The organism is Aneurinibacillus sp. REN35 (assembly GCF_041379945.2).
Classification (GTDB): domain Bacteria; phylum Bacillota; class Bacilli; order Aneurinibacillales; family Aneurinibacillaceae; genus Aneurinibacillus.
In genome coordinates this window covers 189,943-215,536 of the sequence record NZ_JBFTXJ020000002.1, presented here as the reverse complement: position 1 = coordinate 215,536, position 25,594 = coordinate 189,943, and the positions used below count along the sequence as shown (strand labels likewise).

Below are 25,594 nucleotides of genomic sequence, written 5' to 3'. Positions count from 1 at the left end.
GGGATAACGTATGAGCAAACAGCATTTACACCTTGAAATAACCGGCTATGCTTACCTGTCCATGCTGGAATTATTTCGCCAAGTTTGCCGATGTACCCTGCACAGTCTCATGCCCGAGAGGAGCGACAAAGTGCTCTTGGCCGTACATGAGCTTCTAATCAATTCAATCGAGGCATCCAAGCGTCTGTATGGAGCAGAGCATATGATGCCGTTGACACTGCGTATGATGCATATCGAGAAGGGACTAGAGATTACCGTGCAGGATCAAGCAGGAGGCATACCGCCGGAGAAGATTGAGGCCATGACACACACTACATTCGAAGAGATTATCTGGAATGAACGTGGACGCGGGCTGCTCCTTGTACAGGCCTTAGTCGACGAATGGGAATATACCAGACTTCCGGGGGGCGGCAGCAGCTTTACTATTCGAGTGAGGGAGGAAATGGAATGAACTTCTCTAAGCCAAATGAGACATCCATCCAAATCAAAACAGAGATGATAGGAGAGTTTCAAAAAATAGCGTTTATCGGAAAGCTTCTATACGGGCAGACGGAAAAAGCGAAAGCGCTCATTCTTGAACACATCACCCAGGCTCCCGGCTATATTTTCGATACACGGGATATGGAGGCGATCGACAGCACCGGTTTCGGCCTGCTCATTACGATCACAAAGCAAATCCAGACAGCACCCGGCTCGGTCGTAATCATCGTAGAATCTGCAAGCCTTCTTGAATATTTCACTATTGCTAAATTTGATCTGATCTTTCCGCTTGTCGACACTGAATTGCAGGCCGTTGCCTTACTTAAGAATAAACCAGAAACAACGCTGTTGCTTGAAGAATACTAGAACGGAGAGCTGAAGATATGAGCATTGTCATTGCTGAGCGTGATGAACACAGCCGTGGGGAACTAATTGGCATACTGCACGAAGCCGGGTATTCCAATATCGTTACATTTTATAATGCGGCACATGCTTGGACACACCTACAGCACATCGCTTCTACCGGAAGCTTAGCAGAGATTACACTCATTCTCCTTGATACGTCTTCCTTACAGGCAGCCCTAGAACACGGTTTGATCTCTGTTTCCGATGATTTACTGTTTTCTGATCTTCCTATTCTCATAATGGGAAAAGGAGATACCATGGACATTATCTACAGGTTTTCACCCAACCAAATCGTCGATTACATTCAGAAGCCGATCCATCCACTTGAGCTGCAAATGCGGGTATGTGCTCTATATAAAACAAGGCAATACATTCAACAACAAAAACAAAATCAGATGAAGCTCGAAGCATTGATAGAAGAACATCAAAGTCAGCTTGCGATCGCCAAAAAAGTACAGCGCAGCGTTCTGAGCGAGCCAATGCAAGGCAAAGATATCGCCATTTCGGCACTCTATCAGCCTTCTGAAGACTTATCAGGTGATATGTACTGCTGGTACGAAATCGGGCGGGGGCGCTACGGTATTATCTTAATCGATGTCGTGGGACACGGGGTGTCAGCCTCCCTTGTCAGCATGTCGCTGCGCGCACTGCTTCGCGGATTGATTGTTCGGGTAACCGATCCAGTTAAAGTCATTCATGAACTGAACCGGCATATTCATCATATTTTTCATGGGGAAGCCAGCCTTTGGTATTTTACCGCCTTCTACATGATTATCGATACGGAGAAACGCAGGATCGAATATACGAACGCCGGCCACCCTCCCGCCTTTCTTAAGCATGGAGATGGCAGCATACAAAAGCTTCGGAAGGGCTGCTGTCCGGTCGGCATTATTATGGATATGCCTGTGGAAAAAGAGGTGCTCTCCTTTAAGAAAAATACGGAGATTCTGCTGTATACTGACGGTTTGTTTAATCTCTTCGGCTCTCCTGAGCACACATACCGATACATTGAGGAGCAGATGACTTCCCGCTCGCAGATTTCTTTGCAAGAAAGACTTGCGAAACGAATCAAAACAGAAGAAGGAGTAGAATGCAGCGATGATATTTGTATCATCAGCATTCAATTATAGATAGAAAAAGGAGAGAGACGATTGAAAAGCATTCGCACAAAGCTATTGCTTTCTTTTACGGTTATTTTCTTGTTATTTGCCATGGTGGGCGGCTTTACCATTTTTGAGATTGAACGAAGCAAACAAAAAATTGAAGAGATGGAGAGCAAAGTGCTCCCGCTGGCTATGCATGCCAATGAAATGAAGCTTGATGTAATCCAGGTTCAACAATGGCTGACCGATATTAGTGCTACACGTGCGGCCAAAGGATTTGACGATGGGTTCAGCAAGGCGGAAGAATACGCCAAATCATTTGCAGCTACCGTCGAAAAAACCAAAACCATCTATCCTGAAAACCAGCAAAAATTACAGGAGCTGCAAACCGCCTTTGATGCCTATTATGCAATCGGTAAAAAGATGGCTGGTGAATATATTCAAGGCGGCCCGGAAAAGGGAAATAAAATGATGGGTGAATTTGACACGTATGCAGAAACGATCAACAAGCAAGTCGATTCGTTCCGTACCAAAGCTCTTGACGATATTCATCAAATCTCAAAGCAGGTCAGCGATGAAATCAAGCTTTTAAAGGAAACGCTGCTGATCTCCTTCCTTGTCGTCCTGCTTCTTGCGCTCGGCATCGCCTTAAAGATCAGTCGGGCTATCACGCTGCCGCTCTCCCAGCTTGCCAAAGAATCGCAGCGTATTGCTTCTGGAGACTTGACGCATGAAGTAGCAATCACAGCCACAGACGAGATCGGTCAGCTTGGACACTCTTTTGAACAGATGCGGCAAGAACTTACATCGCTCGTTCAAAATATGCAGCATCTTTCACACAGCCTGCGTGAAAGTAGCCATGATGTATCGATGTCAGCCTCCCAAACAGGAGAAGCTTCGCAGCAAATCGCCATCACAATTAACGAAGTGGCTGAAGGCACCGGCAGACAAGCAGATGCTACTTCAATGATCCTTGAAAAGATGGGGCAGGCCATGAATGAAACCAACGAAGGCGCCTCTCACGTACAGACGACCATGCAGCATGCCCTAGAAGCAACAGAAGCAGCACGCAACGGCAGCCAGTCCGTTAATGAAGCGATTGGTCACCTCGCCATGGTGAGCCGTACGGTTTCATTCGCCACGGACTCTATTCAAAAACTCGGACACCGCTCAGAAGAGATTGGCGGAATTATTACGACGATGACGGATATCTCCAATCAGACCAATCTGCTGGCACTCAATGCCGCCATTGAAGCAGCCCGCGCAGGCGAACACGGAAAGGGATTTGCAGTCGTAGCAGATGAAGTACGCAAACTTGCTGAAGCATCCAACATATCCGCCAAGAAAATTACCGAGATGATTCTTGATATTCAAGCTGAGACGGCCGTAACCGTACGGACAATGGAGAGCAATCTTGAAGCGGTCGAAAAGCAAGTGAGCATTATCGAGCATGGCGGAAGATCACTTGAGACAATCGTTACCAAGACGGAAGCGACAGAACATCAGGTGCGAAAAATTCAAGATATCTTCCATACAATCGAACAGAACGCACAAGAGATACTGCAGGAATTACAAGAGATCGCAAATATCACGGAAGAATCGGCTGCGGCAACGCAGCAGGTATCAGCCTCCACGCAGGAACAGAGCGCAACAGTAGAAGAGTTGGCCGCCAGCTCTTCCGAATTAGCTCATCTCTCTGAAACACTTCAACAGGAAATGAATCGATTTAAAGTGTCGAATATGTAGATTATGTACAATGCTGACGCCCCTTTCGTCTATACTGGTAGAGATACCAATTTATGAGAGGGGCGTTGTATGATGAAAAAAACTGCACTCTGCTTCATGTCGTTGGCAGCACTTACAGGATGCACAACTAGTCTGCCCGCTTCGTCTCCTGCACCGCCGCTGCCTACTTTGACGGTTGAGGATAGACCTGTATCCGCATTTCAAAGCAGCTATTGCTGGAGCAGTGACGGCAAAGACTCATGTGTTGACTTTATCCCGCCTGTTTTGCAAGTACGAACAGAGACCCCTACCGTTGTGCCGTCGCAGGCTACACTGAACATTCGATTTGCTACTCCGCCTAAGCCCGGTACACTGCATGTATACGAATGGATTGGTGATAACGAGACAAAGCCGGTTGAAGTACATGATTCCGCCTTCACCCTATCTAAAAACAAAGGTCTCCATATTTATTCGTTTTCCGCTGAATGGGAGGAAGGGTCGGCCTACTATGTTTGCAAAGTATACACACAATGATTGCCTATTCTATCTACACATACAAAAGGACGGTATGCTTCTACGTAAAGATAAGCACCCGTCCTTTTTTTATTTATCCAATAAACAAGCAAGCGATTAGGATAGTGTCTGCAGCGCCGCTTTCAGCGTATCGGCAATGAACGCCACATCCTCATCTGTTGCAGACAGCGGCGGAGACAAGGTCAGCACATTATTGAAGCCTCCTACGGTATCGCCGTTTTTGCCAATGATCAGCCCGTTGGCCTTGCATGCGGCAATCACCTGCCCTACCTTTTCAACCGATGCCGGTTCCTTGGTCACTTTATCCTCTACCAGCTCAATTCCAAGCAGGAAGCCGAAGCTGCGAATATCACCAACCATTGGATGGGCTTCCATCTCCTTCATATCGGCATACAGACGCTCTCCTAATATCCGTGCGCGCTCTACAAGCTGCTCACGCTCTAAAATCTCAATATTCTTAAGCGCCAGCGCACAGGCGGCGGGGTTGCCCCCGAACGTATTCACATGCCGCAGGTGGCTTTGGTCTTCTCCGCTTTTGAACGCTTCATATATTTCTTTGCGCACCGCCGTAGCTGACAGCGGCAGGTAACCGCTTGTAATGCCTTTGGCCATCGTCACAATATCCGGCTGTACATCAAAATGCATATGTCCAAACGGCTTGCCTGTACGCCCGAAGCCGCAGATGACCTCATCAATGATCAGGAGTACGCCATGCTTTTTGCAGATTTCCTGCACTTTCTGCATGTAGATCGGATGCGGGATAATAATGCCGCCCCCGGTGATCGCAGGCTCCATAATTACGGCAGCAACCGTCTCCTTCCCCTCCCAAATGATCGTGTTCTCAATGGCAAGCGCACACTGGATATTAAACTCTTCCACCGTCTGTCCTTCTGGGCGACGGTAGCTGTCCGGCGGCTGCACATGGATAAATCCGCCCCCAAGCGGCTCATATTTATATTTGCGCTGTGCCTGTCCGGTCGCTGCCAAAGCACCCATTGAATTCCCGTGATAAGCTCGATAGCGGGAGATGAATTTATAGCGGCTTGGCTCTCCGTTTTGCTGGTGATATTGCCGTGCGACTTTAAAGGCGACCTCATTGGCATCTGATCCGCTGTTGGAGAAGAAGATCACATAGTCTCCATTCAGCCATTCGTTCAGCTTCTCTGCCAGTTGGATTGCGGGAAGGTGGCTTTGTGTTAGCGGAAAATACGGCAATGTGCGCAGCTGTTCATATGCCGCATGAGCCAACTCCTCCCTCCCATATCCCACATTCACACACCATAGTCCGGCCATCGCATCCAGGTACTTCTTTCCGTTCATGTCTTTAACCCAGGAGCCCTCCGCTTCCGTTGCGACCATAGGCGGCACTTGTTCGTTATACGGTGAGATATGGTGCCAGAGATATTTGCGATCCTTTGCCACCATTTCCTCTGTGCTTCCCTTTACAATCGACATGCGTAATCCCCCTTACATAAATTTTAATAACGGGCTGTAAGCATTTTCTTACGCGTATAGAACTCAACCCCATCACGCCCATTGGCATGCAGGTCACCGTAGAACGAGTTTTTATAGCCTGAGAATGGGAAGAAGGCCATCGGGGCAGGTACGCCAACATTGACGCCAAGCATTCCCGCATCCATTTCATCCCGGAACTGACGCACAGCGCTTGCACGGTCCGTATACAGGCAGGCTCCGTTTGCAAATTCCGATTGATTCGAGAGAGCGATCGCTTCCTCCAGGCTCTTCACACGAACAACCGATAGAACCGGAGCAAAAATCTCATCCTTCCAGATCGACATCTCTGTCGTTACCTCATCAAAAATCGTCGGCCCGATAAAATACCCATCTCCCTCAACACCCGCATCGCTACGCCCATCGCGCACAAGGGTGGCTCCTTCCTTTGTTCCGGCTTCAATATAGTCAAGCGTGCGCTTTTTATGCGGCGCACGGATCACCGGACCTAAGAATACGCCCTCTTCCATGCCGTTGCCCATCTTGATTTGATCGGCCGCTTCTCTAAGACGCCGTACCAATTCATCAGCTACCTCACCTACGGCCACAACAACCGCGCAGGCCATGCAGCGCTCTCCGGCTGAGCCAAAGGCTGCACTGATAATGTTCTTTACCGCATCATCCAGATTCGCATCCGGCATGACGATCGAATGATTTTTTGCTCCGGCTAATGCCTGAACACGCTTTCCGTGTGCTGCTGCGGTTTTGTAGATGTATTCAGCGACCGGCTGTGAGCCAACAAAGGAGACTGCTTTAATATCAGGATGTTCAAGAATACCGTTCACTACATCATGGGCGCCATGTACTACATTCAGTACACCGTCTGGCAATCCGGCTTCTGTGAATAGCTCGGCTAAGCGATTGGCTAATAGCGGTGTACGCTCAGACGGTTTGAGCACGAATGTATTCCCGCAGGCAATCGCCAGCGGAAACATCCAGCACGGTACCATCATCGGGAAGTTGAATGGTGTAATGCCACCGACAACCCCCAGCGGATAGCGGTACATGCCTGATTCGATTCCTGTGGCTATATCCGGGAGCTGCTGCCCCATCATCAGCGTTGGCGCACCGGCTGCGAACTCTACGCACTCAATCCCCCGCTGTACTTCCCCATACGCTTCCTCGTAGCTTTTCCCGTTCTCTACTGTTATCAGGCGGGCCAACTCTTCCCACTGCTCCACCAGAAGCTGTTGGTATTTAAACAGGATGCGTGCACGGCGCGGAACGGGTGTCTTTCTCCATGTACGGAACGCTTCAGCGGCAGCTTCCACCGCCCCATCTACATCCTGGCGTGTGGATAGAGGAACGTGAGCGATGATCTCACCCGTCGCAGGGTTCGGTACGTCCTCATAGCGGGAAGCAGACGCTTCTACCCATTTCCCGCCCACAAAGTTTTTTACCTGTACGATTTTCTTTGTTGTCATTGTCATTGTGATCCTTTCCACCTCAATTGTTCGAATTTTTCTTATCACCTGGTTCTTTCCTTTACTATAAAACGAATAGTGAGCCCTTACATTAGACAATATGTAAAAATTCATGTGAATATTTTTGACTTGCTGTATAATTCTTAAAAAGAGTGTTCTAGCTTTTACTGTCTATCAAGATAACGCTTACGATAAACAGCTGCTGATATAGACACAACGTAAAATCTAAAGGAGAGAAGACGATTGCAATCCGAATTCACCTTCACGATCCATGATGCCCTCTCTCGTCCGCTTTTTCGCGGAGTACGTATCATTGCCGGAGCAAACGGCGTAAACCGCCGCATTCGCTGGGTTCACATTCTCGAAGTGTCCGATGCCGGGGAACTCATTCATGGGGAAGAGATGATCCTATCAACCGGGATGGCCTTCCGCGCAGGTCATGTCAGTCCTGCTGAGTACCTGCAGAATCTCATCAACTTAAACGTATCCTGTCTCTGCCTAGAGATTGTAGACATGGATGCCCACGCACCTGTCCCTGCTGAGATGATTGCGCTGGCAGAACAATATGATTTCCCCCTGCTCGTCTTTTTGCACACGGTTCGTTTTATTGATATTACGCATGATTTGCATTCATTAATCATTAATCAGCAATACAGCATGCTCCAGAACCTTGAGCGCATCTCACGGGAATTCCATCATCATACTCTTACCTCACAGGGAACAGAGAATGTATTAAAGGTGCTGTATAATTCAACGCAGGCCACAATCGCTTACCTGCCTTCCGATGAAGCACCACTTTTCATTCCGGATCTGCCGTCCGGTGAGAAAAAAGAATGGACACAGCTTCTGCAACAAAAACTCTCAGATACATCCTTAGGAGAAGAAGCTAGCGCATATCAATGGAGATGCGGGGAAGCTGTTATTCTCCTGCGGCCGATCGGGGCAATGGGACAAACATGGGCATACCTTGCGCTTCTCATCTTGCAGGAGCCTACGGAATATCACCATCTCGTACTTGAATCGGCCTCTCTCTCTCTTGCTCAGGATCTGCTGCGTAAACGTTATATGGAAGAGCGCCGATTGCATACCGAGAACGTCTGGGTTAATGAATTGCTGCATGAACAGACGCCGACAGAAGATCAGCTTCAAGCGCTCACAGGAGTTCATTATGCAAAGATGAACACGCTGCAGCAGCGCGTATGTGTCTTGGAGATTGAAGAGGAGCAGACAGGGAGCGATACCCGGGGAGATACTTCTTTTGAATCGACCGGCTTTCACCTCTCTCTCCTTCTCCGCTCAACATTAGAGAGGCAGGGTTTTCGCGCGTTCGTTACATTAAAAAATAACCGATTGGTCGTGCTAACAGTAGATGTAAGCTCTCATCCGAAGGCGGTACGGCATACAAAGGATACGAATGTGACGGAACGTTTGCAGCAGGCGTTTGTTTATGTGGACGAAACCCTGTTAAACAAAAAGCAAGGCGGATTTCGCCTTCACATAGGAATCGGCCAAGCATATACCGGATTTAAGCATGCACACATAAGTTATGAAGAAGCTGTAAAATCGCTGCTGCTGTGCGATCAGCTCAACAAGGCAACGCTATTCTATGAAAACCTTGGCGTATATCAGCTTTTAATTGATTTGCGCAGCGAGAATCGCCTGACCCACTTCGTAAATACGCAACTGGGCAGTCTGCTTCAAGAGGAAGAAGAGAAGCGAAATCTGCTTCTGTATACACTCAAGATCTACTTAGAGAATAATGGGTCGAAGAAAGCGGCGGCACAACAGCTGCATATCGTGCGGCAATCGCTTTATTATCGGCTCGAAAAAATCAAAATGCTGCTGGGAGATAATATAGAATCAGCCGACAAAAGAATCGCCCTGCAGCTTGCGCTCTATGCATATGAACTTCTGTACCCTAATACGTTCCATGCATGACGAATTGGATGTAGAAGTCGCTTATAGACGCACATGTTAAAGGGGATGTCTTAAAAGTCATATTGCAGCCGAAACCTTGATAAATGAAAAAGCCAAGCATGCTGGTACATCAACATGCTTGGCTTTTGATTTTGTGTGTATTTTATTGAATGTCTACTTGAATGTCTTTTTGCAGACTGGCTAACACAGGTGATTTCAATAACGCAGCATGCGCGATGCTCGCTATCTCTTCTTCTGCAGCATCCGCATCTACTTTTAATCTGATGACCGGATGTAAAATCCCTCCATCGCCTTCCTCAATACCTAGAAAGACTGCGGCATTCAAATCAGCTTCAATGGTCACATCCACACTTTTTAATTGAATGCCTCTCTGACTGGCCATGACCTCAAACGTAATAGCAAAGCAGCTTCCTGCTGCTCCTATAAAATACTCAACAGGATTCGGAGCCTTATCGGTACCACCTAACGTTGCCGGTTCATCTACAAGAATCGGGCTGAATTCTCGAATGGACACCTTATTTTGCACACCGCTCTCCCATTGGATATGGGCATGCCAATTTTTGATTTTCAAATCAGGATTTGCTTTGATTGCGTTTGCTGTTTGTTGGACTGTATCAAGTGGAATTTGATTCATGGTGAGCCTCCTTACTTGTTATATCCTGATACTACCGCAGTCCGAAGCAAACTGTATGTAAGGAGGCTTACATCCATCCAATTTTTTTATCATTTTTGAGCCATAGGCGCTGCTCTTCTTGCTTCACTTTATTTATTTGAATAAACTTATTAAGTAAAAATGTTACAGTTTCTCTTGTGGAGGCAATCATGCCTGCTAGGTTTTTATGTGTAATGAACTCAGGCAATGGATACCATTCTTGATCGCTCTCCGACTTATTTGCCAGCTTCTCTAACAGAAATAATAAGCGCTCCTCCACTTTTCCATAAGCGACTTGTTCTAAAATTTCAATGGTTTCCTGCAGCCTATTTGTAAAGTAATAAAGAAGCGTCATGGATAACTCTTTATTTTGTTGAACTTCATTTTTCACTTCACTTTTGGGAATCGATAGCACCTTAACATCCGTTAACGCTTTTGCGAAGAGTTGACTTTCTCTATCTGAAAAAACTTGTAGTAAATCAATGAAATCGCCTTCTGACAAAATACCTAATACACACTCTTTCCCTTCTAAATGAAGATGAAATATTCGAGCGTGACCTTCAACAATAAAATACACAGCGTCAGATCGTTGACCGGGTGTGCAAATAAAGTCACCTTTTTTGAAGGTATAATAATTCTTTTTAGACTTCCAGTTGTCAATTCGAGATGGGGAGAACAAATGAACGATGCTTGTTGGATATAAATAATGATCCTGCGACACGATTTCCTGCTCCTTTGATTTCTGTCCTTGTTTTGCCAAAAGGATTCTCTCTCCTGCAACGTCCCCGTTACTCTTTTTACACACTTATTTAGAATGAGGCCTTTTTGTTCTAAAAAGCGTAGAATGCAGACTCTACAAACTAAGCACTATTCCTCCATAATAAAAGAAAAAAACAGTGCTTTGGCGGCGTGGAAAACATACCCGAAGGGGAATGGTAACCGAACGAGTAACCCAATCATACACCCTTTCTTTGCGAATACAATGAGGATCCTCTGCCTTTTGGTGCCTTGCATACATAATTATTCCCCACTCTGCAAAAGCGATTCAGCTATGTACTGCATTCTTCTTTCCTTTACTGCAAGTCAGGGAGAACAATACATAGCTATGCATGCCTCTTGCTGCTTTGTCCCTCTTTTCCGGCACGATCATTTTTTCGATCAGGCCTACGGATGGCGGACATAAAGCAGCCAGCCTATTTCTATGATGAGCCGACAACCTTCTTGCCCCGCGGCTGCCTGCTGTATTGGTCTGGTTCAATGGTGATGCCGATTTGGTCAAAATGCTGTCTTTGCGCAAGCGGATAGGTTAGCATCCCTTTCCCGCTTCCATCGGGTTTAAACGTTCCGGCATTCTCCCGCATCCCATTGTTCAACAACCACACTTGATAGACCTCATCCCCGGCTAACGGCGGCAGATTATCGACTTGTATGACTAACTTTTCACTCTCCCCCTGCCGCAAAATAGAGGCATGGCCTTTTGCGTTACTGCTCGTTTGACCGACGCCCTGCAAAAAGAATGTGGATACAACCTCCATCGGTTTAGCCGTTACGGCTTCACCGTTCTTCCGTTCCTTTATTAATTGAATGTTATATATCGCCTGGAAAGCTGCCACACCCATAAAAAGCAGCAAAAGTCCAACAGTTAGCGGGGTAAACTGTTTTTGGAGAACATAGAGCCACTCTTTGAGCCAGCGTACGATGCTTCCCCTTTCTTTTTTATCATGTTCGAAAACATAATTCATTACGTCTGACTTTAAGGATGCAGGAACTTCTTTCTCTTCAAAGTCCCAATGCAATGAATGCCAGGCTTCTATCATTTGTTCATACTCCCTTGAGCATTCCAAACAATGCTGTATATGCTCAACAAATTTTCTTTTTTCTTTCTCATTTAACTCATCCGCTATGAATGAAAGCAGGTTTGTACACTCTCTTTCCATTTATACATCCCTTCTTTCCAGATGCTTCTTTAATTGTTTGAGAGACTGATGAAGCCTACTCTTGATTGTTCCTACCGGTTCGTTTTCGATTTCCGCAATTTCCGTTAAAGAATAGCCTTTCCAATACAGTAGATCAATCAATCTTTTTTGCGCTCTATTCAGCTTGCTTTTGGCATCGGCTACTTCGCTAAAGGCCACTCTTCTTTCAATTTCATTGTTCGGATCGGCTACTTCAATGGACCCGTGCGGATCCATTTGCCGGTTGTTTTGAGCATGAATGCTATCTTTGCGGATATAATCAACACAGACATTTCGCGTCACAGTTAGAAGCCAATTCGTAAATCTTCCTTTTGATGAGTCATAGCTGCTTTTTGTCGTCCAAAGCTTTACAAAAACTAACTGGACAATTTCTTTTGTTTTATCTTCATTGCCGTTAGTAAATGTATATGCAAAGCTGTACACCAATCTGATGTAGCGATCATAAAGCTCTTCTAAGGCAGGACGATACTTTTTATTTACTAATCTCATTAACTCTTCATCATGTTTTTTCTTCAATCGCACCTGCACTCCTCATCATTGGTTTCTTACTTCATTGATTCGATTTTATACCGAAACAGAAGAAAAGGAACGATCACCAGTGTGAAAGTTCCTGATACTCTTCCGTTTTATTTCCAACCCCATTTTTGAAAAATTTGATGCGACTCTTCTGTTTTTACATAATCAATAAACATTTTGGCAGCTTTTTTATTGCGAGAATTGTTTGTCATACTAATCGGCGTTCCACGGTATAGTTTGTCTTCCTCAGGAAGCTTAACTAGATCTGTCACGTCCTGCAGCCGATAGTGCCAGGATTCATATGTAATCCAGGCATCGTACTTTGAACTAGACTTCCAGAGTTCAATTGCTTCTGCACTTGTTTTCACTGACATAGCAATGTTTTTGTCAATGCCAGAAATCAGCCCTTTTCTTCCCGCCATATCTTCCCATAGCCCAAGTTGGCCTGCTCCATTTACATCAATGATGGCCACTCCATTTTTCGTCAAATCCTCTAAGGACTGAATGTTCTTTGGATTTCCCTTTCTGACTAAAATGCCTGCCGCTCTCGGATATAACTCTGTACGTGTTTTCTCATCAATCATTTCGGGATGATCGAGCATAAAGGTACGGAGCATATATTCAGATCCTCCATAAATGATGTCCGCATCCCGTTTGGCCTGATCAATCCACTTCGCTTCTGGACCAGCCGTTACATTGACGCGGATGCCCGTTTCCTTTGTAAATCGCTCTGCCAGCTCTTTTATCGGTCCCAAAGGTCCGCCCGGGCCGTACACATTCACAACCTGATTATCGTGTTGTACGATACGCGCCTGTCTTGAATCCGCAGCAGCCGAAAATCCCACCATAACCAGCACCAGAAGCAGCAGTCCAGCAGCATAAACCGTTTTTTTCATGTCTTCCCCTTCCTTTTTCCGAATTTTTACCTGCGTCACTATAAGTAACGAGAAAACTAGACAAACGGTTTGAAATTTTTCAAAAAAAGTTCCATCCATTCATTATTTAGCCATGTTTCCTCCATACTTTCTTCACCCTTCTCGTTTATCCTAAAGATGAAAGAAGAAAGGAGGACTATACGATGAGAAAGCTAACCATAATCGGACTCACCGCTGTTCTTACTTCCATGCTCGGTATTGGGGCAGTTCTGGCGGCAGAAAAACCTGTGGTTCCTTCTTCCCCAAATGGATGGGCCTTTGAAGACATGCTTCCGTATATGAAAAAGATGCATCCGGGTACAAATGATGACACACTGAAAGATATGTATAATGCCTGCCACGGCCCTAATGGAATGATGGAAAACGGACCTCAAACATCACCGATGAAGTAGCGTATAATAAACAAAACCCTCCTTTTTCCTTACGATAAGGAACGAAGGAGGGTTTTGTATTGGCTTACTTATTATATGCGGTTAGGAAATCCGTCTCCTTAAAAAGCTTATAACAACGTAATCTTCAATGTACCGATCTGTGAAACCACCAGTTCCTCATACGCCTTCTCCGCCTGGAATCTGACTTCGGACGCAGCAGCTTTCGGATTCTGCTCCTTGGCTTTTTCCATCATATCATACTGCACACGCTGTGAAAGCTGCAGCAGGCGGCGCATCTTTGCCTCGTCTGTCCAAAATTGTTTGGCACCATATGCTTCGATGATCTTTGCTGCGGTCGGATGCGCTTCGTACTCCTTTTTCATCGTTTCCGTTTCCTTTTTGGCCTGTTCCGCGTCAAAGGTGTAGCCCTTCTCTTCCGCAAGCATCGCCACTGCATGCAGTCGAATCATTTGCGTAAGCAGCATATTTTGATTCGCTGCCTGCTCGCCCATTTTTTCCTGAGCCATAGCCAGCTCCAATTCATTCATGGCCTTGAGAAAGGCAAGGCTTTGCTGCGTGATTGCCTTCTCATTCACATAGACGAGCACCGCCTCTTGCCTGGGGGTGCATGCAGAGAGCAGCAGCATGCATACCAGAAGCAAACCAAACAGCCTTATGCTTTTTTGTCTGTTCATCACTTCTGCATCCCTTCTATTTTAAACTGTACGGTTTGCTCCTGACTGTTTCCATCTCCGCTCATTTTAACGACCGCTTCCCATTCTCCACCCATCGGGAGCAGAGCAGCACCTTCATACGTTCCGTCTCCTTTATCCTGAAAGGCAATGTCAATCGTTCCGTGGTCCATTCCCTTCATCTCTACCTGCGCCTCTACCTGCAGACCGGATACAGGCTTTCCATTCTCCGTAATGCTGACCTCAATCGGACATGCTTCCCCTACGCTAAACGAAGGGGGCACTTTGACCGTTGCCTCCCACTGCGCATGCGAGGTGCAGCCGACCAGAAACAGCAGCATAAAAAGGGAACTCAGCATCCAACGTTTCATATCCATTCACTCTCCGAATTGAAATTGTTTGCAAAACGTATCCATTTCATATTTTTCGATGCGACCGTTTTCTAAGTAAGCGACATGCGTGCACACCTGACGAATCTCATCCATATGGTGGGAAGAAAAGAGGACTGTCTTTCCGGTAAGCGATTTTAAAATCGAAAGGATTTCTTTTCGTCCCATAGGATCCAATCCGCTCGTCGGCTCATCAAGAATCAGAATTTTGGTTTCATAGTACAGCATGATGCCCAGTCCCAAGCGCTGCAGCATTCCTTTCGAGAATCTTTTAATTACCTCATCCCGATGCTCCCATAGCTGCACCATGCGCAGCTTTTCTTCTATTTTTTGTTCGTCCACCTCCATGCTGCTTAAGGAGGCAAAAAAGGCTAGATTCTCCCGGCATGTCAGGTGGGGATAGAGTTGGAGCTTTTCCGGCAAATAGGCCACATCCTTTTTCCAGCCTTCCTTATGGTTCCAAATGCCGTTCAGGCGAATGGTTCCCTGTTTAAGCGGAAGCAGATGCAGCAAACAGTGGATAAGCGTGGATTTTCCCGAACCATTCCGGCCTACCAGCGCACATATTTCATTTTCATGAATCGTGACATCAATGTGATCAAGCACTTTTTTATGACGATAAAAGTGGGTTACACCCTGTATCTCAATCATGCTCTCTCCCCCTTCGAATGCAGCAACACCGCCATTTCAAATGAAAGAACAACCCAGATCAGAAGATCAAGCAGCAGAAATTTCGCCGGCGAAAGCCAGAGCATATCTTCCATCAGCCTGGAGAGATGGTCCAGCGGGAAAAGATCGAGCGACGTTTCCAAATAAAAGCGCAGCGTATGCAGAGGATCCAGAAAATAAAATACAGAAAACAGCGTGACATTCTCCTTCGATACGCCAGGAAGGCTGTATAAAAAGATAATATCGGCGAGAAAAAGAAAGAAAAACCAGACGAAAATATTGGCGCCGATCAACTGCATTCTTGTCGTGCACACGCTGCCCAACAGCAAGCCCAGCTGCGTAAAAATCACGAGCAGTGATAAGGTGGTTACCAAAAACGTGAGAAACGCACCTGGATCAAACGAAAGAAAAAACTTTACAAACAGCGCAAACAGAAAGTACCAGCCGATGAACAAAAGCAGGGTAACACACTGAACAGCCAGACTCTTTTTCAAAAGAAAGGTTCGATACGATTCTTTCTTTGTAAGTAAAATAAACAATGTCTTTTGCTCTTTTTCCTGCATGATGGCAAATGAGGCAACAAACAGGCTGAGCAGCGGCAGGAAGAAAACCGTCATGTCATATAAGGACATAAGAAATACTTGAAATCCCTGCTCGGATGGAAACGAACGGGATTGTAAAAGCAGAAAGAACGAGATCAGAATGATCATGCTTACTGCAAGCCAGATCCCTTTGCTGCGGGATTGTTCTTTCCACTCTTTCCATACATAATTCATACCTTTCGCCCCCTACGCATCCATACATATCCAATGAATACTATGCTGAGCGCAAGCCCGATCATACTGAGAGGCAGACGCTTTTCCGCATGCACCAGCGGATGCTCATCCTCAAACATAAGGCTTTGCTGGTGCAGAAGCTGGTTCATTTTTTCGTAGATGGAAATGGCCGGGCTGTGCAGGAACAAATAGGTAAGTTCATTTTCCTGGATAAGCTTATACAGCGCCGATGTATACTGAATGGGATGGTCTCCAATGCCGTCCTGATTGGCATCCAGCAGCGGGAATTCTCCGCCCCAATCGTTTCCTTTGCCATTTTTGCTCCATTGGTTCGTTACGCTCCCGCCCACCGTCATGACAGGAACGGTATTTTTAAAGAAGCGATTTTGCGTAAATACCTGGTGCGTTGCACTTGACCACAGTTCAACGCCAACCCGATTGTACAAGAACTGATTGTCAGCGATCTCATTTCCGACAGAATCATCAATATAAATGCCCCGCAAATTTTGATAGAAGCAGTTATTAGTAATGCTGACCTCCTCCGCCGACTTCAGGAGAATGCCAAAAGCTTGTGAGCCATCATGAAAAGAAAAATCATTGTTTCTAAGATACAGACGCTTCGATACCATGATGGCAGCCCCGCCATTGTTGTTTGAAAAGCGGTTATCTACGAAGGTATTATCGTTAGAATACATGTAGTGTAAACCGTATCTTGTCTCGCTAATTTGATTTTGTTCGGCCTGATTATGGTCGGAGTAATCAAACGCAATCCCGTCTCGTACCTTTTCAATTACGTTTCCAACGAGCCGTGTATGAGCGGCATGTATTAACTGAATTCCGTTTCCCTGACTGGCTACAATATTGCGGCCGCGGCCGGTAATTTTCACATGATGAACCTCGCTGTGGTGCGTGTTTTTTAAATACACACCGTGGTAACAATCAGCAATCTGCAGATTCTTCAATACTGCGTAACTAGCCACAACCTTTACCCCGGCGTATTCTTCCTGCGAATTCATGCTGAGACTGCCGTGCTCAATCTTCAGATTTTCTATGCGAACATGGGGTGCCTTTACCGTAATGACATTCCCGGTGCCTGATCCTCGAATGACCGTACCCTGGACTCCTTTAATCGTGATGGGCTTCTCAATGACGATATCTCCTTCATACATTTGGCTTTTCAAAAGCAGCACACCGTTGGCAGGTGTGTGGTCAATCAAGGATTGGACGGAACTATCTGCAAGGGAAACCGAAGCGCCTGCAGAGCAGCCGCCACTGCCAAACAGATGCCCGATACGGTCGATAACCTTCTGGACATATGTGTTCATCTCCTCTACTACTCAATAGTAAAAGGGGCAAAGGGTACGCTATGCCGCCCTCTGCCCCCTTTCTTTCTGCTTCTCTTATTTCGGTTTGACTAATAAGTATCCGTTCATCTCCTGGTGAAGAGCGGAGCAGAAGTTCGTGCAGTAGAGCGGGAAGGTCCCTGCCTTATTGGCGACAAACTCCAATGTTTTTGTCTCGCCCGGCTGCACCTCAATATCCTCGTCATAGCCGTTGATACCAAAACCATGGGTGATGTCCTCATCAAAGTTCACATTCGTAAGATGAATGACAACTTTATCGCCTTCGTTTACTTCAATGGTGTCCTTGCGCTTCGCTTTATCGTCAAAGATAAATTTCGAGCGCATCGCAATGCCATAGACATGAACTTCGTTTCCTTTACGTTCAATACGCGCATTCTTCTGCTGGTATACTGCATCAGGATTGGTCTCATCCTTCGGGTATACTTCAATTGTTTTAATCTTATCGGCCTTGATCATCTGCGCATAATGCGGTTCCGGGTCCACCGGAGCGGACTGAATGACTTTCATCTTATCACCGGCCAGGTCAATCAGCTGCATGGACTCCGGATGGGAAGGCCCTACCGATAAGTAGGTGTCCTTGGCTAACTTGTTGAGCGCGATAATATAGCGGCCATCCGGACTTACACTATCTCCTTCAGCGGAAACCGCGTGGCCCGGCGAATACTGTACCGGAACACGATCCACTGTTTCCCCGGTGTTCGGATTCCATTTTACGATCTCAGACGAGATAAACATGGTTGTATAGGCCATGCCCTTATCATCAAACTGTGTATGGAGCGGCCCGAACGCATTTTCCGGATTCACTTCACGTTCCATCACGGAATTGTAGTCGAGCACGGGGATCCCTTTTACCTTTTCTGTGACTTTATTATTCTTAATCGCTTCAAAAGCTTTTTCAAAGGAGAAGACCGTCATGGCCGGCGCAAGCTTACCGGAAGCGATAAAGCGCTTGCCATCCGGGGTTACATCGACACCATGCGGAGATTTGGCCACCGGTACCAGATAGAGACCGCTTTTTACTTTTAGCGGGTCAATGATTTTCACACCGTTGACGGTATCCGCCTTGCCTTCCTTCACCATCTTCTCAAGCTCTCTCCAGTTGAAGAGCAATATGTAATCCCGGTCTTTTTGAGAAGCGTTGATCTCCAGATTGGTGGTAGCTTCTTCCGTATTGTACGTCGTCACAACCGCCCAATCTCCGGACGTTTTCTTGCCTGCATCCGATAGATCGTACGACCATGGCGGAAGCTTCACCTGCCATGCTACCTCCATTTTTTTTGTTTTCTCGTTCATCGTAACCGCGGACATAAAGCCGTTGTATTTTGCTTTATAATCATCAAGCGACGCATACTGCTGTCCGATAGGTGCTGAAAAACGGGTTGGCAGGAAGAGATATTCTGAATTCTGCGTTACAAAAGCTGCGCAGTGCGGACCAACCGTATTCGGTACTTTCAAAATGTCTTTTACAGCGAACGTCTTTAAATCCATCACAGCAACACGGTTGTTGGCTACGTCAGTGGCAAACATATACTTTCCGTCATATTCCCCATCTTTTTCTGAGAAGGCTGGATGGTGAAAATCGCCCCAACGGAATCCGCCCAGCATTGCTTTCGTTTCTTTATCAAATCCGTATCCAGTCGCTGAATCCGGAGAAAAGACCGGCACGGTGCGAATTCTTCGCATGGATGGAACGCCGTAGACGAAGAGCTGTCCGGAATGGCCTCCTGATGCAAACATGTAATACTCATCCTGCTGTCCAAACGGAACGTATACTTTCTCAGCATCGCTTTTTCCGTTCGCCGGCTTGGCTGACGTGCTGGTTCCCTGTGTAGTAAAATCAGCAAAAAATACGGTGGCCGCTAAAAAACCGGCTACGATACCAGATATTGCAGGCACCACTTTTCCCATATGTGACTCCCCCTATTTCTCTGAAGCGGTCTTTAATGCCGCGATAATCGCCTTGCGTTCATCCTCTTTGAGCGGACTTTTTCCGATTACGCCAGACATCACTGCAGACGTCGGCTTCTTCAAAAACTCGTCAATAGAAACGCCATGTTTATCTAAAACGGTTGTGTATGCCTTGGATAAATCCAGACTGTAGTTTCCCAGCGGATACTTGTTGTACAAAAGTTCCTCTTTGCCCGTATAGCCTTCGGGCGGCTACTAGGCGGAATGAGGTTATGAAGCAATGTGTTCTGGGCGTTGATTTGCTTCTTTTCCTCACCTTCCGCATCTCCTTCCCCCTCGACCGAAATCTCGGGAAGATCCGTACTTTCTAAATCTTGACTACGTATAGAGACGGGGGAGCCGGTGAAGAATCAGCAGCAGGGGTATCTGCTTTTTCTTCTTCAGTAATCACTACAACAGGAAGAAGGAAGAAAAAATACAAAAAAGCCCGCCTCAGGCTATTATCCACCTGTGCGGGCATCTCACTTCTCCGCTCTCCGTCACGCAATCACCTTCCACCTCTCACACTATATCAAGCATGCCCTCTACATGAAGAACATGTCATCCGAAGAACCGTCTGTGAACAGCGCAGCATCCATCGTACGTAGCATTCTATTCTTATCACCTCCTTATTCTCACATCATGCATGGTTCACGATTGCTTCAGCACCAGATCTACCAGATCATCAATCAGGTCATCCAGCACCTGACCGATTACATCACGAGATTCATCCCCTCACCTCTTCTCTGTTCGCTGTGTTTTTATTGTAAGCTGTTCAACAGGATAGAAAAACAAACAAGTATGACAACTTTTTGTGAAAGCGGATGATTTTGTTTCTGCGTGCTGAAAGAAGCAGGCCAAAGGGGGGGCAGAACAGAAACTGAAAGCACATATCCAGGCGATCCACAAACAGCACCCGTACTACGGCTATTTGCGTATGACGGTCGCTCTTCAAAAGACGGATATCGAGTCAATCATAAGCGTGTTTATCGCCTAATGAAGGTCCTTGGCTTTTTCTGCTTAATATCATCAGACCCCTAAGTACTTCACCATATAATATCGATCGGACCCTTCTCCATACTCTGATTTTCTAGTTTCTATAATCTTATAACCTAATTTTTCATACAATTTTACAGCGGCTGTATTGTCAGGGTCCACTGTCAGACTCGTTTTTTCAAACCCGTCTTTACGCATCATGTCAAATAAATAATCAAAAAATATTTTTCCGTATCCCTTTCCCTGCTTATCCGGCCGTACATAATATCCAAAGATATATACCATGTCTGGTTCTTTATAGTCCCTCAACATTTCACATACAGCCACCGGGTATTTATCTCCCTTTTCACAAAGCAGTGCAATCCGTCCGTGTCTTGCAAGCGGAACCAGTGATTGCTCATCAACAGCTCCCTTGACGGGAAAGGCGTTCTTCTCAAGTTCACACAAGATACGTAATTGTTCCGGTGTTAAAAACTCGGGAACTTCAAAGGAAAGATGATCGATCAATCATATCCCTCCCACTATTCGGTTCATAGCTCTCCATATCATCAAGAGGCCAAATGGGGCGTGGAATACGATGATACGTGAAGTTCTTTAATTGATTAGAAGCAATTCCCGGCGCATCTACATAAATAATGTGGCTAACAAGCGGATCAAATGCTGCTCGAAAATGATTTTTCACTTTTAAACCCAAAATTTTTTTCTCGGTAGGCTCGATGCCAATATGGCGGAACATCTCCGGGTCATTCGCGGAGAGTGCTCTACCCGTTAGCAGAATATCAAGTCCATGCACACGAAGATGTGCCGCCCCCTTCATATCGATAAGCATGCCAGTGTTCATGGGACCTTTATTTGTAAATCTTCCGTCGGTAAGCCGAATAATCTCTGCCGTTACCGGAATCGGTCCTCCAAATTCGGGTGTACACTTACCGCCTAGAAGCAGCGAAACTTCCTTTCCTTCACCTGCCTTCATACAGATAGCAAGAGATATCGGATCATATAGCATGCCAAACAGAGCGTCCTTTACGTTTTGCTGCAGCATTTCACGTAAAAGTGAAGTTGTATCTCCACTTCCCCCGCTTAACGGATTATCTGAAATATCGGCTAGCACGACCGGCTTCTCTTCTTTCATTGCAAGGGCTGTTGACACCGCTTCTTCTACCCCAGGTAAATCGACGAGAAAGCGATGCCGCTCTCCCCAGAACTGCTTCGCTAGAGATGCAGCAGCCATGTCACCTTTTTCTTTATGTGTGGCAACCACAATAATGCTTGCACCCACCTCTTCAATATCAGCGTAAGGAAACCCCCCGAACACATTAACACTAACAATCCCTTCTTCACGCTCCCAGCGCTTCCCGCTTTCTATCAATTCATGCATCGGGCCTTCTTCTGTCCGCATATTAATACTCGGAGGCATCATCGGCAATTTGATAAAGGAGGCCGAGCAGCGATGATTTCCCTCCAGTTGCTGCAATAAAGCAGCGGCAGCTCGACAGCCCTGTTCGTACATATCTACATGGGGATACGTTTTAAAACCAAAATGTAAAGGCGTTTGCGCCACCAGCCGATGACTTACATTTGCGTGCATATCAAGCGTGGTCGCAATTGGCAGTTCATCTCCAAAAACTTGCCGTATGCGAACCAATAGCTCTCCTTCCGGATCTGACATTTCTTCCGCAACCATGGCACCGTGAAGAGCCAGCAGTAATCCATCTAGCCTGCCGGCTTTTTGAATGTGTTCTATGATTTCATTTTGAACCTCTCTACAGGCAGCATCCGTCACTATGCCTGAAGGAATCGCTGCTGCACAAACAAGCGGCACAATGGTCGCTCCTTCCTCCTCCAATACATGGATGAAGCCACCAACTTCTGTTTTTGTTCCTTTATATGCTGCAATGATTTCGCCGCCCTTGTAGTATCCCTCGTCACGAAAGGATTGAATATCTGTCTTCACCGAGCTAAAGGTATGTGATTCATGATAAAAAAAAGCGATACCAACACGTTTTTTATTCATATGCTCTCCTTTCTATAGAAACATAGGTATCCCCTATACTACGCATATAATGAAATCGATGGATCGAGAATTTTCTCCTTTCGTTCTTTCTCCCATAGTTCATCTAGACGCGCTCGCGCTGCTTTAATATGCGGATGAAATTGAATATCCATTGTATCTCGAACCTGTTTCACTTTGTTGACGGCAGCCTGTATGTCCTGATCCGTCACATTTCCGATACCAAGTCGTTGGCACATGCTTTTGCCTGCCGCCTCTCCTTGCACCATAGCGATCTTTGCACCTTCAATTCCGGTAATATTCCCTGCAACAAATAAATTCGATACCGTCGTTTCCATCGTAGGGCCGTGCAAAGGAACAGCTCCGTTTAATCCGTTAAGCCGGGCAAATCTGCATCCAACGGCTGCTGCTAATTCAGCCAGCGGCGTTAAACCGCCGGACAAACATACAGCATCTACCGGCAGCACAGTACTTGTTCCATGAATGATCCGGCCATCAGCATCAATAGCAGAAACCTCCGCTCCTGTCACCTGCTCTTTTCCATGGACAGCGACAAGCACCTTTTTTAATTGAATAGGGATGCCCCATACTTTCATCCCGCTTTTCGGATAAAAACGAGCCGCAAGCTCTACTCCGACATCGCTGTTTAAGACGGCTCCCCCCATTCGAAGCCACCGATTGGGTGCAAGATGCGTCATTGTTTTTAGCTGTTTTAACACCTCTTTAGGCAGGCCCTTTTCTTCATTCCATTCGCTCTGCTGCGGAAGAACAATGCCAACCACTTCAACGCCGGCTAACGTCAATGACCTTGCAATGGTGAGCGATAATACATCGATCCCGGCAACCAGCACTTTCTTCCCCGGCCTTACTCTGTATACATTGGTGAGCACCTGTGCCGCTCCAATAGTCATTACGCCAGGTAAGGTCCAACCTGAAAAAGGAAGGGGTTTTTCTACAGCCCCGGTTGCAAGCAGCACAGCTTTTGCACGTATGCACCCGACAGAATTGGAACGATTTAATGCATGAGCTATATGAACAGTCCAGCCTTGCTCCAATCCCCATACAACAGTTTCTGGAATGAGCTCTACCCCAGCCGACACGGCTTCCTTCACCAGCTTTTCCGCAATCTCCTTGCCCCTCCACCAATGTCCTTCGGCAGGATCTTCATGCAGTTGACCAAGCAGCTTGCCGCCCCATTGACTATTTTCATCCAAGACTGCAACCGAACCGCCTCGTTCGGCAATTTCTTTGGCTGCTGTAAGACCTGCTGGACCGCCTCCAATTACGACCACATCTACATCCACCGGAAGACCTCCTTTTACGGATGTATATTCATCCCTTGTTGAACAAGTGTAACGCAGGCGCGGACGCTACCAACTCCCCGAACATAAACACGACATTCATAGCAATGTCCAATTCCACAATACAATCCTCTCGGCTCTCCAGTTTTCTCAGCATATCGAAGGGAACGGACACCGTTAGCAAGCAGTGCTGCTGCAATACTTTCTCCCTCCAGCGCTTTGTATTCTTTTCCGGCAAAAGTAAATGATACTTCTTGTGCTTCACATGGTGCAAAAATCGGATGATGAATAATTCTCATGATCCACCACGCTCCGTTAGCTGAGCAATATGAATAGGACGAACCGGATGATGGACAGTCAACCTGCTCATCTGTTCACATATTCCTTCCCGCTCTTCTCCTGTCACCTTTTCCAACAGGCTCCGGCAAATTCGCCCCTGACACGCTCCCATTCCTGCACGTGTTTTCATTTTGATTTCCTGCGAAGTACGCGCTCCCTGTTTCATAGCCGCTTTAATTTCGTTATAATCTACTTCTTCACATCGACATATATAATAAGTTGCTTTATCCATAAAGATTCACCTCGCCTCCCTTCTCGGCTTCACCAGGAGATGAAAAGCGAGAAGGTGAAAAATGGTGGATGATCTCTTTAATGCTATAAGGGAGCTCCAGATCATGGTCATCAGAATAAACCATAGCGGCAAGTAAATTCCCCATAACCGCTGACATTCCGTACCCATGCCCATTGAAGCCACCTGAAACATAAAGATTATGATACGCAGGAACAGGCCCGAAAATCGGAAAATGATCCGGAGTAATCTCTACCGTTCCTGCAAACGCTCGAATCAATTGCCTGTTACGGTATGCGGGAAACAATTCAACAAAGCGTGTGGATAAAAGACGCATCGCTTCCATTGAATTGGTCACATCAAACCCTGTTATCTCCCAAGGACCTCCGCCACCGTATAGCACATTCCCCGCATGCGTCTGCCTACTATAAAGGCCATTTCCGGAAACAAACGGATCCATACGCCTGCTTTCTAGAATTTCGGTCACCATAATCTGTGAACGACGAGGAATGATAGGTAGGTCAAGATTCAGAAGTCTTCCGGTACACTGTGTCCAAGGCCCTGTACATAGAAGAAACGTGTCTGCCGCAAGCTCCCCCTGATTGGTAGAGACCGATGTAATTCGATCCTGTACGACAGAGAAGCCTTTTACCTCACACTGACTGTAAAATGTAACACCTCGAAAGCGTAACCATTTCATAAGGTTTGCGATTGCCAGAAAGGGATAGCTTTGCGCATCAATGGGACTATACAACGCCCCTTTATTCTCAGGACAAATATCAGGCAGCATTTTTTTTACTTGATCCGTCTCTAAAAATGTCGTATCCAGACCCGCTCGTCGATATAATACCTGTGCTTTCCCCAACTTCTCCGCCTCAGCATGATTCATCGCTACCATCGCATGACCCGGGCGAATGAAATGACTATCAATTCCGTAGTCTGATAACTGCTCCCACAAATCCATGGATACCTTAACAAAAGGAATTTCCTCCAACTCACGCCCAAGCGCAAGAATTCCTCCACCATTTCTGCCTGAAGCAGCTCCACCAAATGAGTTCTTTTCGAGTACGGTCACCTGATATCCCTTTTGGTGTAAATAAAAAGCCGCCATCACGCCGATGATCCCGCCACCTACAACGATGATCTTTCTAGAGTTAGGACGTATGCTTGAAGAAGATAACTGGGAAAAAACATAATGATAGAGGGCATCGTATACCTGCTCGATTTTGTCAGCGGTCTCTCCTTTTATTTTTTCGACATCCAGGCTTAGTAATGTCAATCGATCCATCACTTCATCCATAGGAAAACGC

At 46.4% G+C, this 25,594-nt stretch carries 28 protein-coding genes and 1 pseudogene; 8 read left to right on the top strand and 21 right to left on the bottom strand.

The window, feature by feature from the left end; translation table 11 throughout:
* Positions 1-10: 10 nt before the first annotated feature.
* From AB3351_RS04295 to AB3351_RS04275, 5 genes are all read left to right on the top strand, one after another.
* The gene (locus tag AB3351_RS04295) at positions 11-451 is read left to right on the top strand and encodes an ATP-binding protein (protein WP_371145892.1); all 441 of its coding nucleotides are present in this window, start codon (positions 11-13) and stop codon (positions 449-451) included.
* Positions 448-846 carry an STAS domain-containing protein gene (locus tag AB3351_RS04290; RefSeq protein WP_371145891.1) on the top strand — a complete coding sequence of 133 codons (399 nt, stop codon included), beginning with the start codon at positions 448-450 and terminating at the stop codon, positions 844-846. Before AB3351_RS04295 ends, AB3351_RS04290 begins: the two co-directional genes overlap by 4 nt.
* A gap of 17 nt (positions 847-863) precedes the next feature.
* Positions 864-2,015 (top strand): PP2C family protein-serine/threonine phosphatase, encoded by a 1,152-nt coding sequence (locus AB3351_RS04285; RefSeq protein WP_371145890.1) that lies wholly within the window; start codon positions 864-866, stop codon positions 2,013-2,015.
* 21 nt (positions 2,016-2,036) lie between these two features.
* Positions 2,037-3,734, top strand: a complete 1,698-nt coding sequence (locus AB3351_RS04280) for a methyl-accepting chemotaxis protein (RefSeq protein ID WP_371145889.1) — start codon at positions 2,037-2,039, stop codon at positions 3,732-3,734.
* 69 nt (positions 3,735-3,803) lie between these two features.
* Positions 3,804-4,247 carry a hypothetical protein gene (locus tag AB3351_RS04275; protein WP_371145888.1) on the top strand — a complete coding sequence of 148 codons (444 nt, stop codon included), beginning with the start codon at positions 3,804-3,806 and terminating at the stop codon, positions 4,245-4,247.
* A gap of 96 nt (positions 4,248-4,343) precedes the next feature.
* Here the strand turns inward: AB3351_RS04275 and AB3351_RS04270 are convergent, their stop codons facing one another.
* Entirely contained in the window at positions 4,344-5,702 is a 1,359-nt protein-coding gene (locus tag AB3351_RS04270; RefSeq protein WP_371145887.1) for an aspartate aminotransferase family protein, read from the bottom strand.
* 23 nt (positions 5,703-5,725) lie between these two features.
* Positions 5,726-7,189, bottom strand: coding sequence for a CoA-acylating methylmalonate-semialdehyde dehydrogenase (locus tag AB3351_RS04265; RefSeq protein WP_371145886.1), 1,464 nt, complete (start codon positions 7,187-7,189; stop codon positions 5,726-5,728).
* A 237-nt stretch (positions 7,190-7,426) separates the two neighbouring features.
* Here AB3351_RS04265 and AB3351_RS04260 point away from each other — a divergent pair, with 237 nt between their 5' ends.
* Positions 7,427-9,121, top strand: coding sequence for a PucR family transcriptional regulator (locus AB3351_RS04260; protein ID WP_371145885.1), 1,695 nt, complete (start codon positions 7,427-7,429; stop codon positions 9,119-9,121).
* Positions 9,122-9,263: 142 nt separating this feature from the next.
* Here AB3351_RS04260 and AB3351_RS04255 read toward each other — a convergent pair whose 3' ends face one another.
* From AB3351_RS04255 to AB3351_RS04235, 5 genes are all read right to left on the bottom strand, one after another.
* Complete coding sequence (locus tag AB3351_RS04255; RefSeq protein WP_371145884.1) at positions 9,264-9,755, bottom strand: OsmC family protein; 492 nt, start codon at positions 9,753-9,755, stop codon at positions 9,264-9,266.
* Positions 9,756-9,822: 67 nt separating this feature from the next.
* Positions 9,823-10,533 (bottom strand): Crp/Fnr family transcriptional regulator, encoded by a 711-nt coding sequence (locus AB3351_RS04250; protein WP_371145883.1) that lies wholly within the window; start codon positions 10,531-10,533, stop codon positions 9,823-9,825.
* A 439-nt stretch (positions 10,534-10,972) separates the two neighbouring features.
* A complete protein-coding gene (locus tag AB3351_RS04245; RefSeq protein WP_371145882.1) occupies positions 10,973-11,710 on the bottom strand; it encodes an anti-sigma factor in 738 nt (245 codons plus the stop codon).
* Positions 11,711-12,265 (bottom strand): RNA polymerase sigma factor, encoded by a 555-nt coding sequence (locus tag AB3351_RS04240; protein WP_371145881.1) that lies wholly within the window; start codon positions 12,263-12,265, stop codon positions 11,711-11,713. It abuts the gene before it with no gap.
* 110 nt (positions 12,266-12,375) lie between these two features.
* Positions 12,376-13,161: an extracellular solute-binding protein gene (locus AB3351_RS04235; protein ID WP_371145880.1), complete on the bottom strand. Its 786-nt coding sequence runs from the start codon at positions 13,159-13,161 to the stop codon at positions 12,376-12,378.
* 182 nt (positions 13,162-13,343) lie between these two features.
* On the opposite strand from AB3351_RS04235, the gene AB3351_RS04230 reads away from it, so the two are divergent.
* On the top strand, positions 13,344-13,592 hold the full coding sequence (locus AB3351_RS04230) for a hypothetical protein (protein WP_371145879.1): 249 nt from the start codon (positions 13,344-13,346) through the stop codon (positions 13,590-13,592).
* Between the two features lie 107 nt (positions 13,593-13,699).
* Here the strand turns inward: AB3351_RS04230 and AB3351_RS04225 are convergent, their stop codons facing one another.
* From AB3351_RS04225 to AB3351_RS04190, 8 genes are all read right to left on the bottom strand, one after another.
* Positions 13,700-14,266: a hypothetical protein gene (locus AB3351_RS04225; RefSeq protein ID WP_371145878.1), complete on the bottom strand. Its 567-nt coding sequence runs from the start codon at positions 14,264-14,266 to the stop codon at positions 13,700-13,702.
* Positions 14,266-14,634 (bottom strand): FixH family protein, encoded by a 369-nt coding sequence (locus AB3351_RS04220; protein WP_371145877.1) that lies wholly within the window; start codon positions 14,632-14,634, stop codon positions 14,266-14,268. The genes AB3351_RS04225 and AB3351_RS04220 overlap by 1 nt, the downstream gene beginning before the upstream one ends.
* Positions 14,635-14,640: 6 nt before the next feature.
* Positions 14,641-15,303, bottom strand: coding sequence for an ABC transporter ATP-binding protein (locus AB3351_RS04215; protein WP_371145876.1), 663 nt, complete (start codon positions 15,301-15,303; stop codon positions 14,641-14,643).
* Entirely contained in the window at positions 15,300-16,097 is a 798-nt protein-coding gene (locus tag AB3351_RS04210; RefSeq protein WP_371145875.1) for an ABC transporter permease, read from the bottom strand. The genes AB3351_RS04215 and AB3351_RS04210 overlap by 4 nt, the downstream gene beginning before the upstream one ends.
* A complete protein-coding gene (gene nosD / locus AB3351_RS04205) occupies positions 16,094-17,422 on the bottom strand; it encodes a nitrous oxide reductase family maturation protein NosD (protein WP_371145874.1) in 1,329 nt (442 codons plus the stop codon). Before nosD ends, AB3351_RS04210 begins: the two co-directional genes overlap by 4 nt.
* Positions 17,423-17,497: 75 nt before the next feature.
* Positions 17,498-19,369 carry a Sec-dependent nitrous-oxide reductase gene (gene nosZ / locus AB3351_RS04200; RefSeq protein ID WP_371145873.1) on the bottom strand — a complete coding sequence of 624 codons (1,872 nt, stop codon included), beginning with the start codon at positions 19,367-19,369 and terminating at the stop codon, positions 17,498-17,500.
* 12 nt (positions 19,370-19,381) lie between these two features.
* The gene (locus tag AB3351_RS04195) at positions 19,382-19,588 is read right to left on the bottom strand and encodes a hypothetical protein (RefSeq protein ID WP_371145872.1); all 207 of its coding nucleotides are present in this window, start codon (positions 19,586-19,588) and stop codon (positions 19,382-19,384) included.
* 148 nt (positions 19,589-19,736) lie between these two features.
* A complete protein-coding gene (locus AB3351_RS04190; protein WP_371145871.1) occupies positions 19,737-19,916 on the bottom strand; it encodes a hypothetical protein in 180 nt (59 codons plus the stop codon).
* 375 nt (positions 19,917-20,291) lie between these two features.
* Between AB3351_RS04190 and AB3351_RS04185 the strand changes: the two are divergent.
* Positions 20,292-20,434, top strand: a pseudogene (locus AB3351_RS04185) (IS3 family transposase); the annotation flags it as partial.
* Between the two features lie 3 nt (positions 20,435-20,437).
* Here AB3351_RS04185 and AB3351_RS04180 read toward each other — a convergent pair.
* The 6 genes from AB3351_RS04180 to AB3351_RS04155 are packed head-to-tail and all read right to left on the bottom strand — an operon-like array spanning position 20,438 to position 25,584.
* Positions 20,438-20,911, bottom strand: coding sequence for a GNAT family N-acetyltransferase (locus AB3351_RS04180; protein ID WP_371145870.1), 474 nt, complete (start codon positions 20,909-20,911; stop codon positions 20,438-20,440).
* Entirely contained in the window at positions 20,889-22,418 is a 1,530-nt protein-coding gene (locus AB3351_RS04175) for a M81 family metallopeptidase (RefSeq protein ID WP_371145869.1), read from the bottom strand. The genes AB3351_RS04180 and AB3351_RS04175 overlap by 23 nt, the downstream gene beginning before the upstream one ends.
* Positions 22,419-22,456: 38 nt before the next feature.
* Complete coding sequence (locus AB3351_RS04170; RefSeq protein ID WP_371145868.1) at positions 22,457-23,719, bottom strand: NAD(P)/FAD-dependent oxidoreductase; 1,263 nt, start codon at positions 23,717-23,719, stop codon at positions 22,457-22,459.
* Between the two features lie 14 nt (positions 23,720-23,733).
* Positions 23,734-24,015, bottom strand: a complete 282-nt coding sequence (locus AB3351_RS04165; RefSeq protein ID WP_415708682.1) for a (2Fe-2S)-binding protein — start codon at positions 24,013-24,015, stop codon at positions 23,734-23,736.
* Positions 24,012-24,287: a (2Fe-2S)-binding protein gene (locus AB3351_RS04160; protein WP_371145867.1), complete on the bottom strand. Its 276-nt coding sequence runs from the start codon at positions 24,285-24,287 to the stop codon at positions 24,012-24,014. Before AB3351_RS04160 ends, AB3351_RS04165 begins: the two co-directional genes overlap by 4 nt.
* Positions 24,280-25,584 carry an NAD(P)/FAD-dependent oxidoreductase gene (locus tag AB3351_RS04155; RefSeq protein WP_371145866.1) on the bottom strand — a complete coding sequence of 435 codons (1,305 nt, stop codon included), beginning with the start codon at positions 25,582-25,584 and terminating at the stop codon, positions 24,280-24,282. The genes AB3351_RS04160 and AB3351_RS04155 overlap by 8 nt, the downstream gene beginning before the upstream one ends.
* Positions 25,585-25,594: the final 10 nt, after the last annotated feature.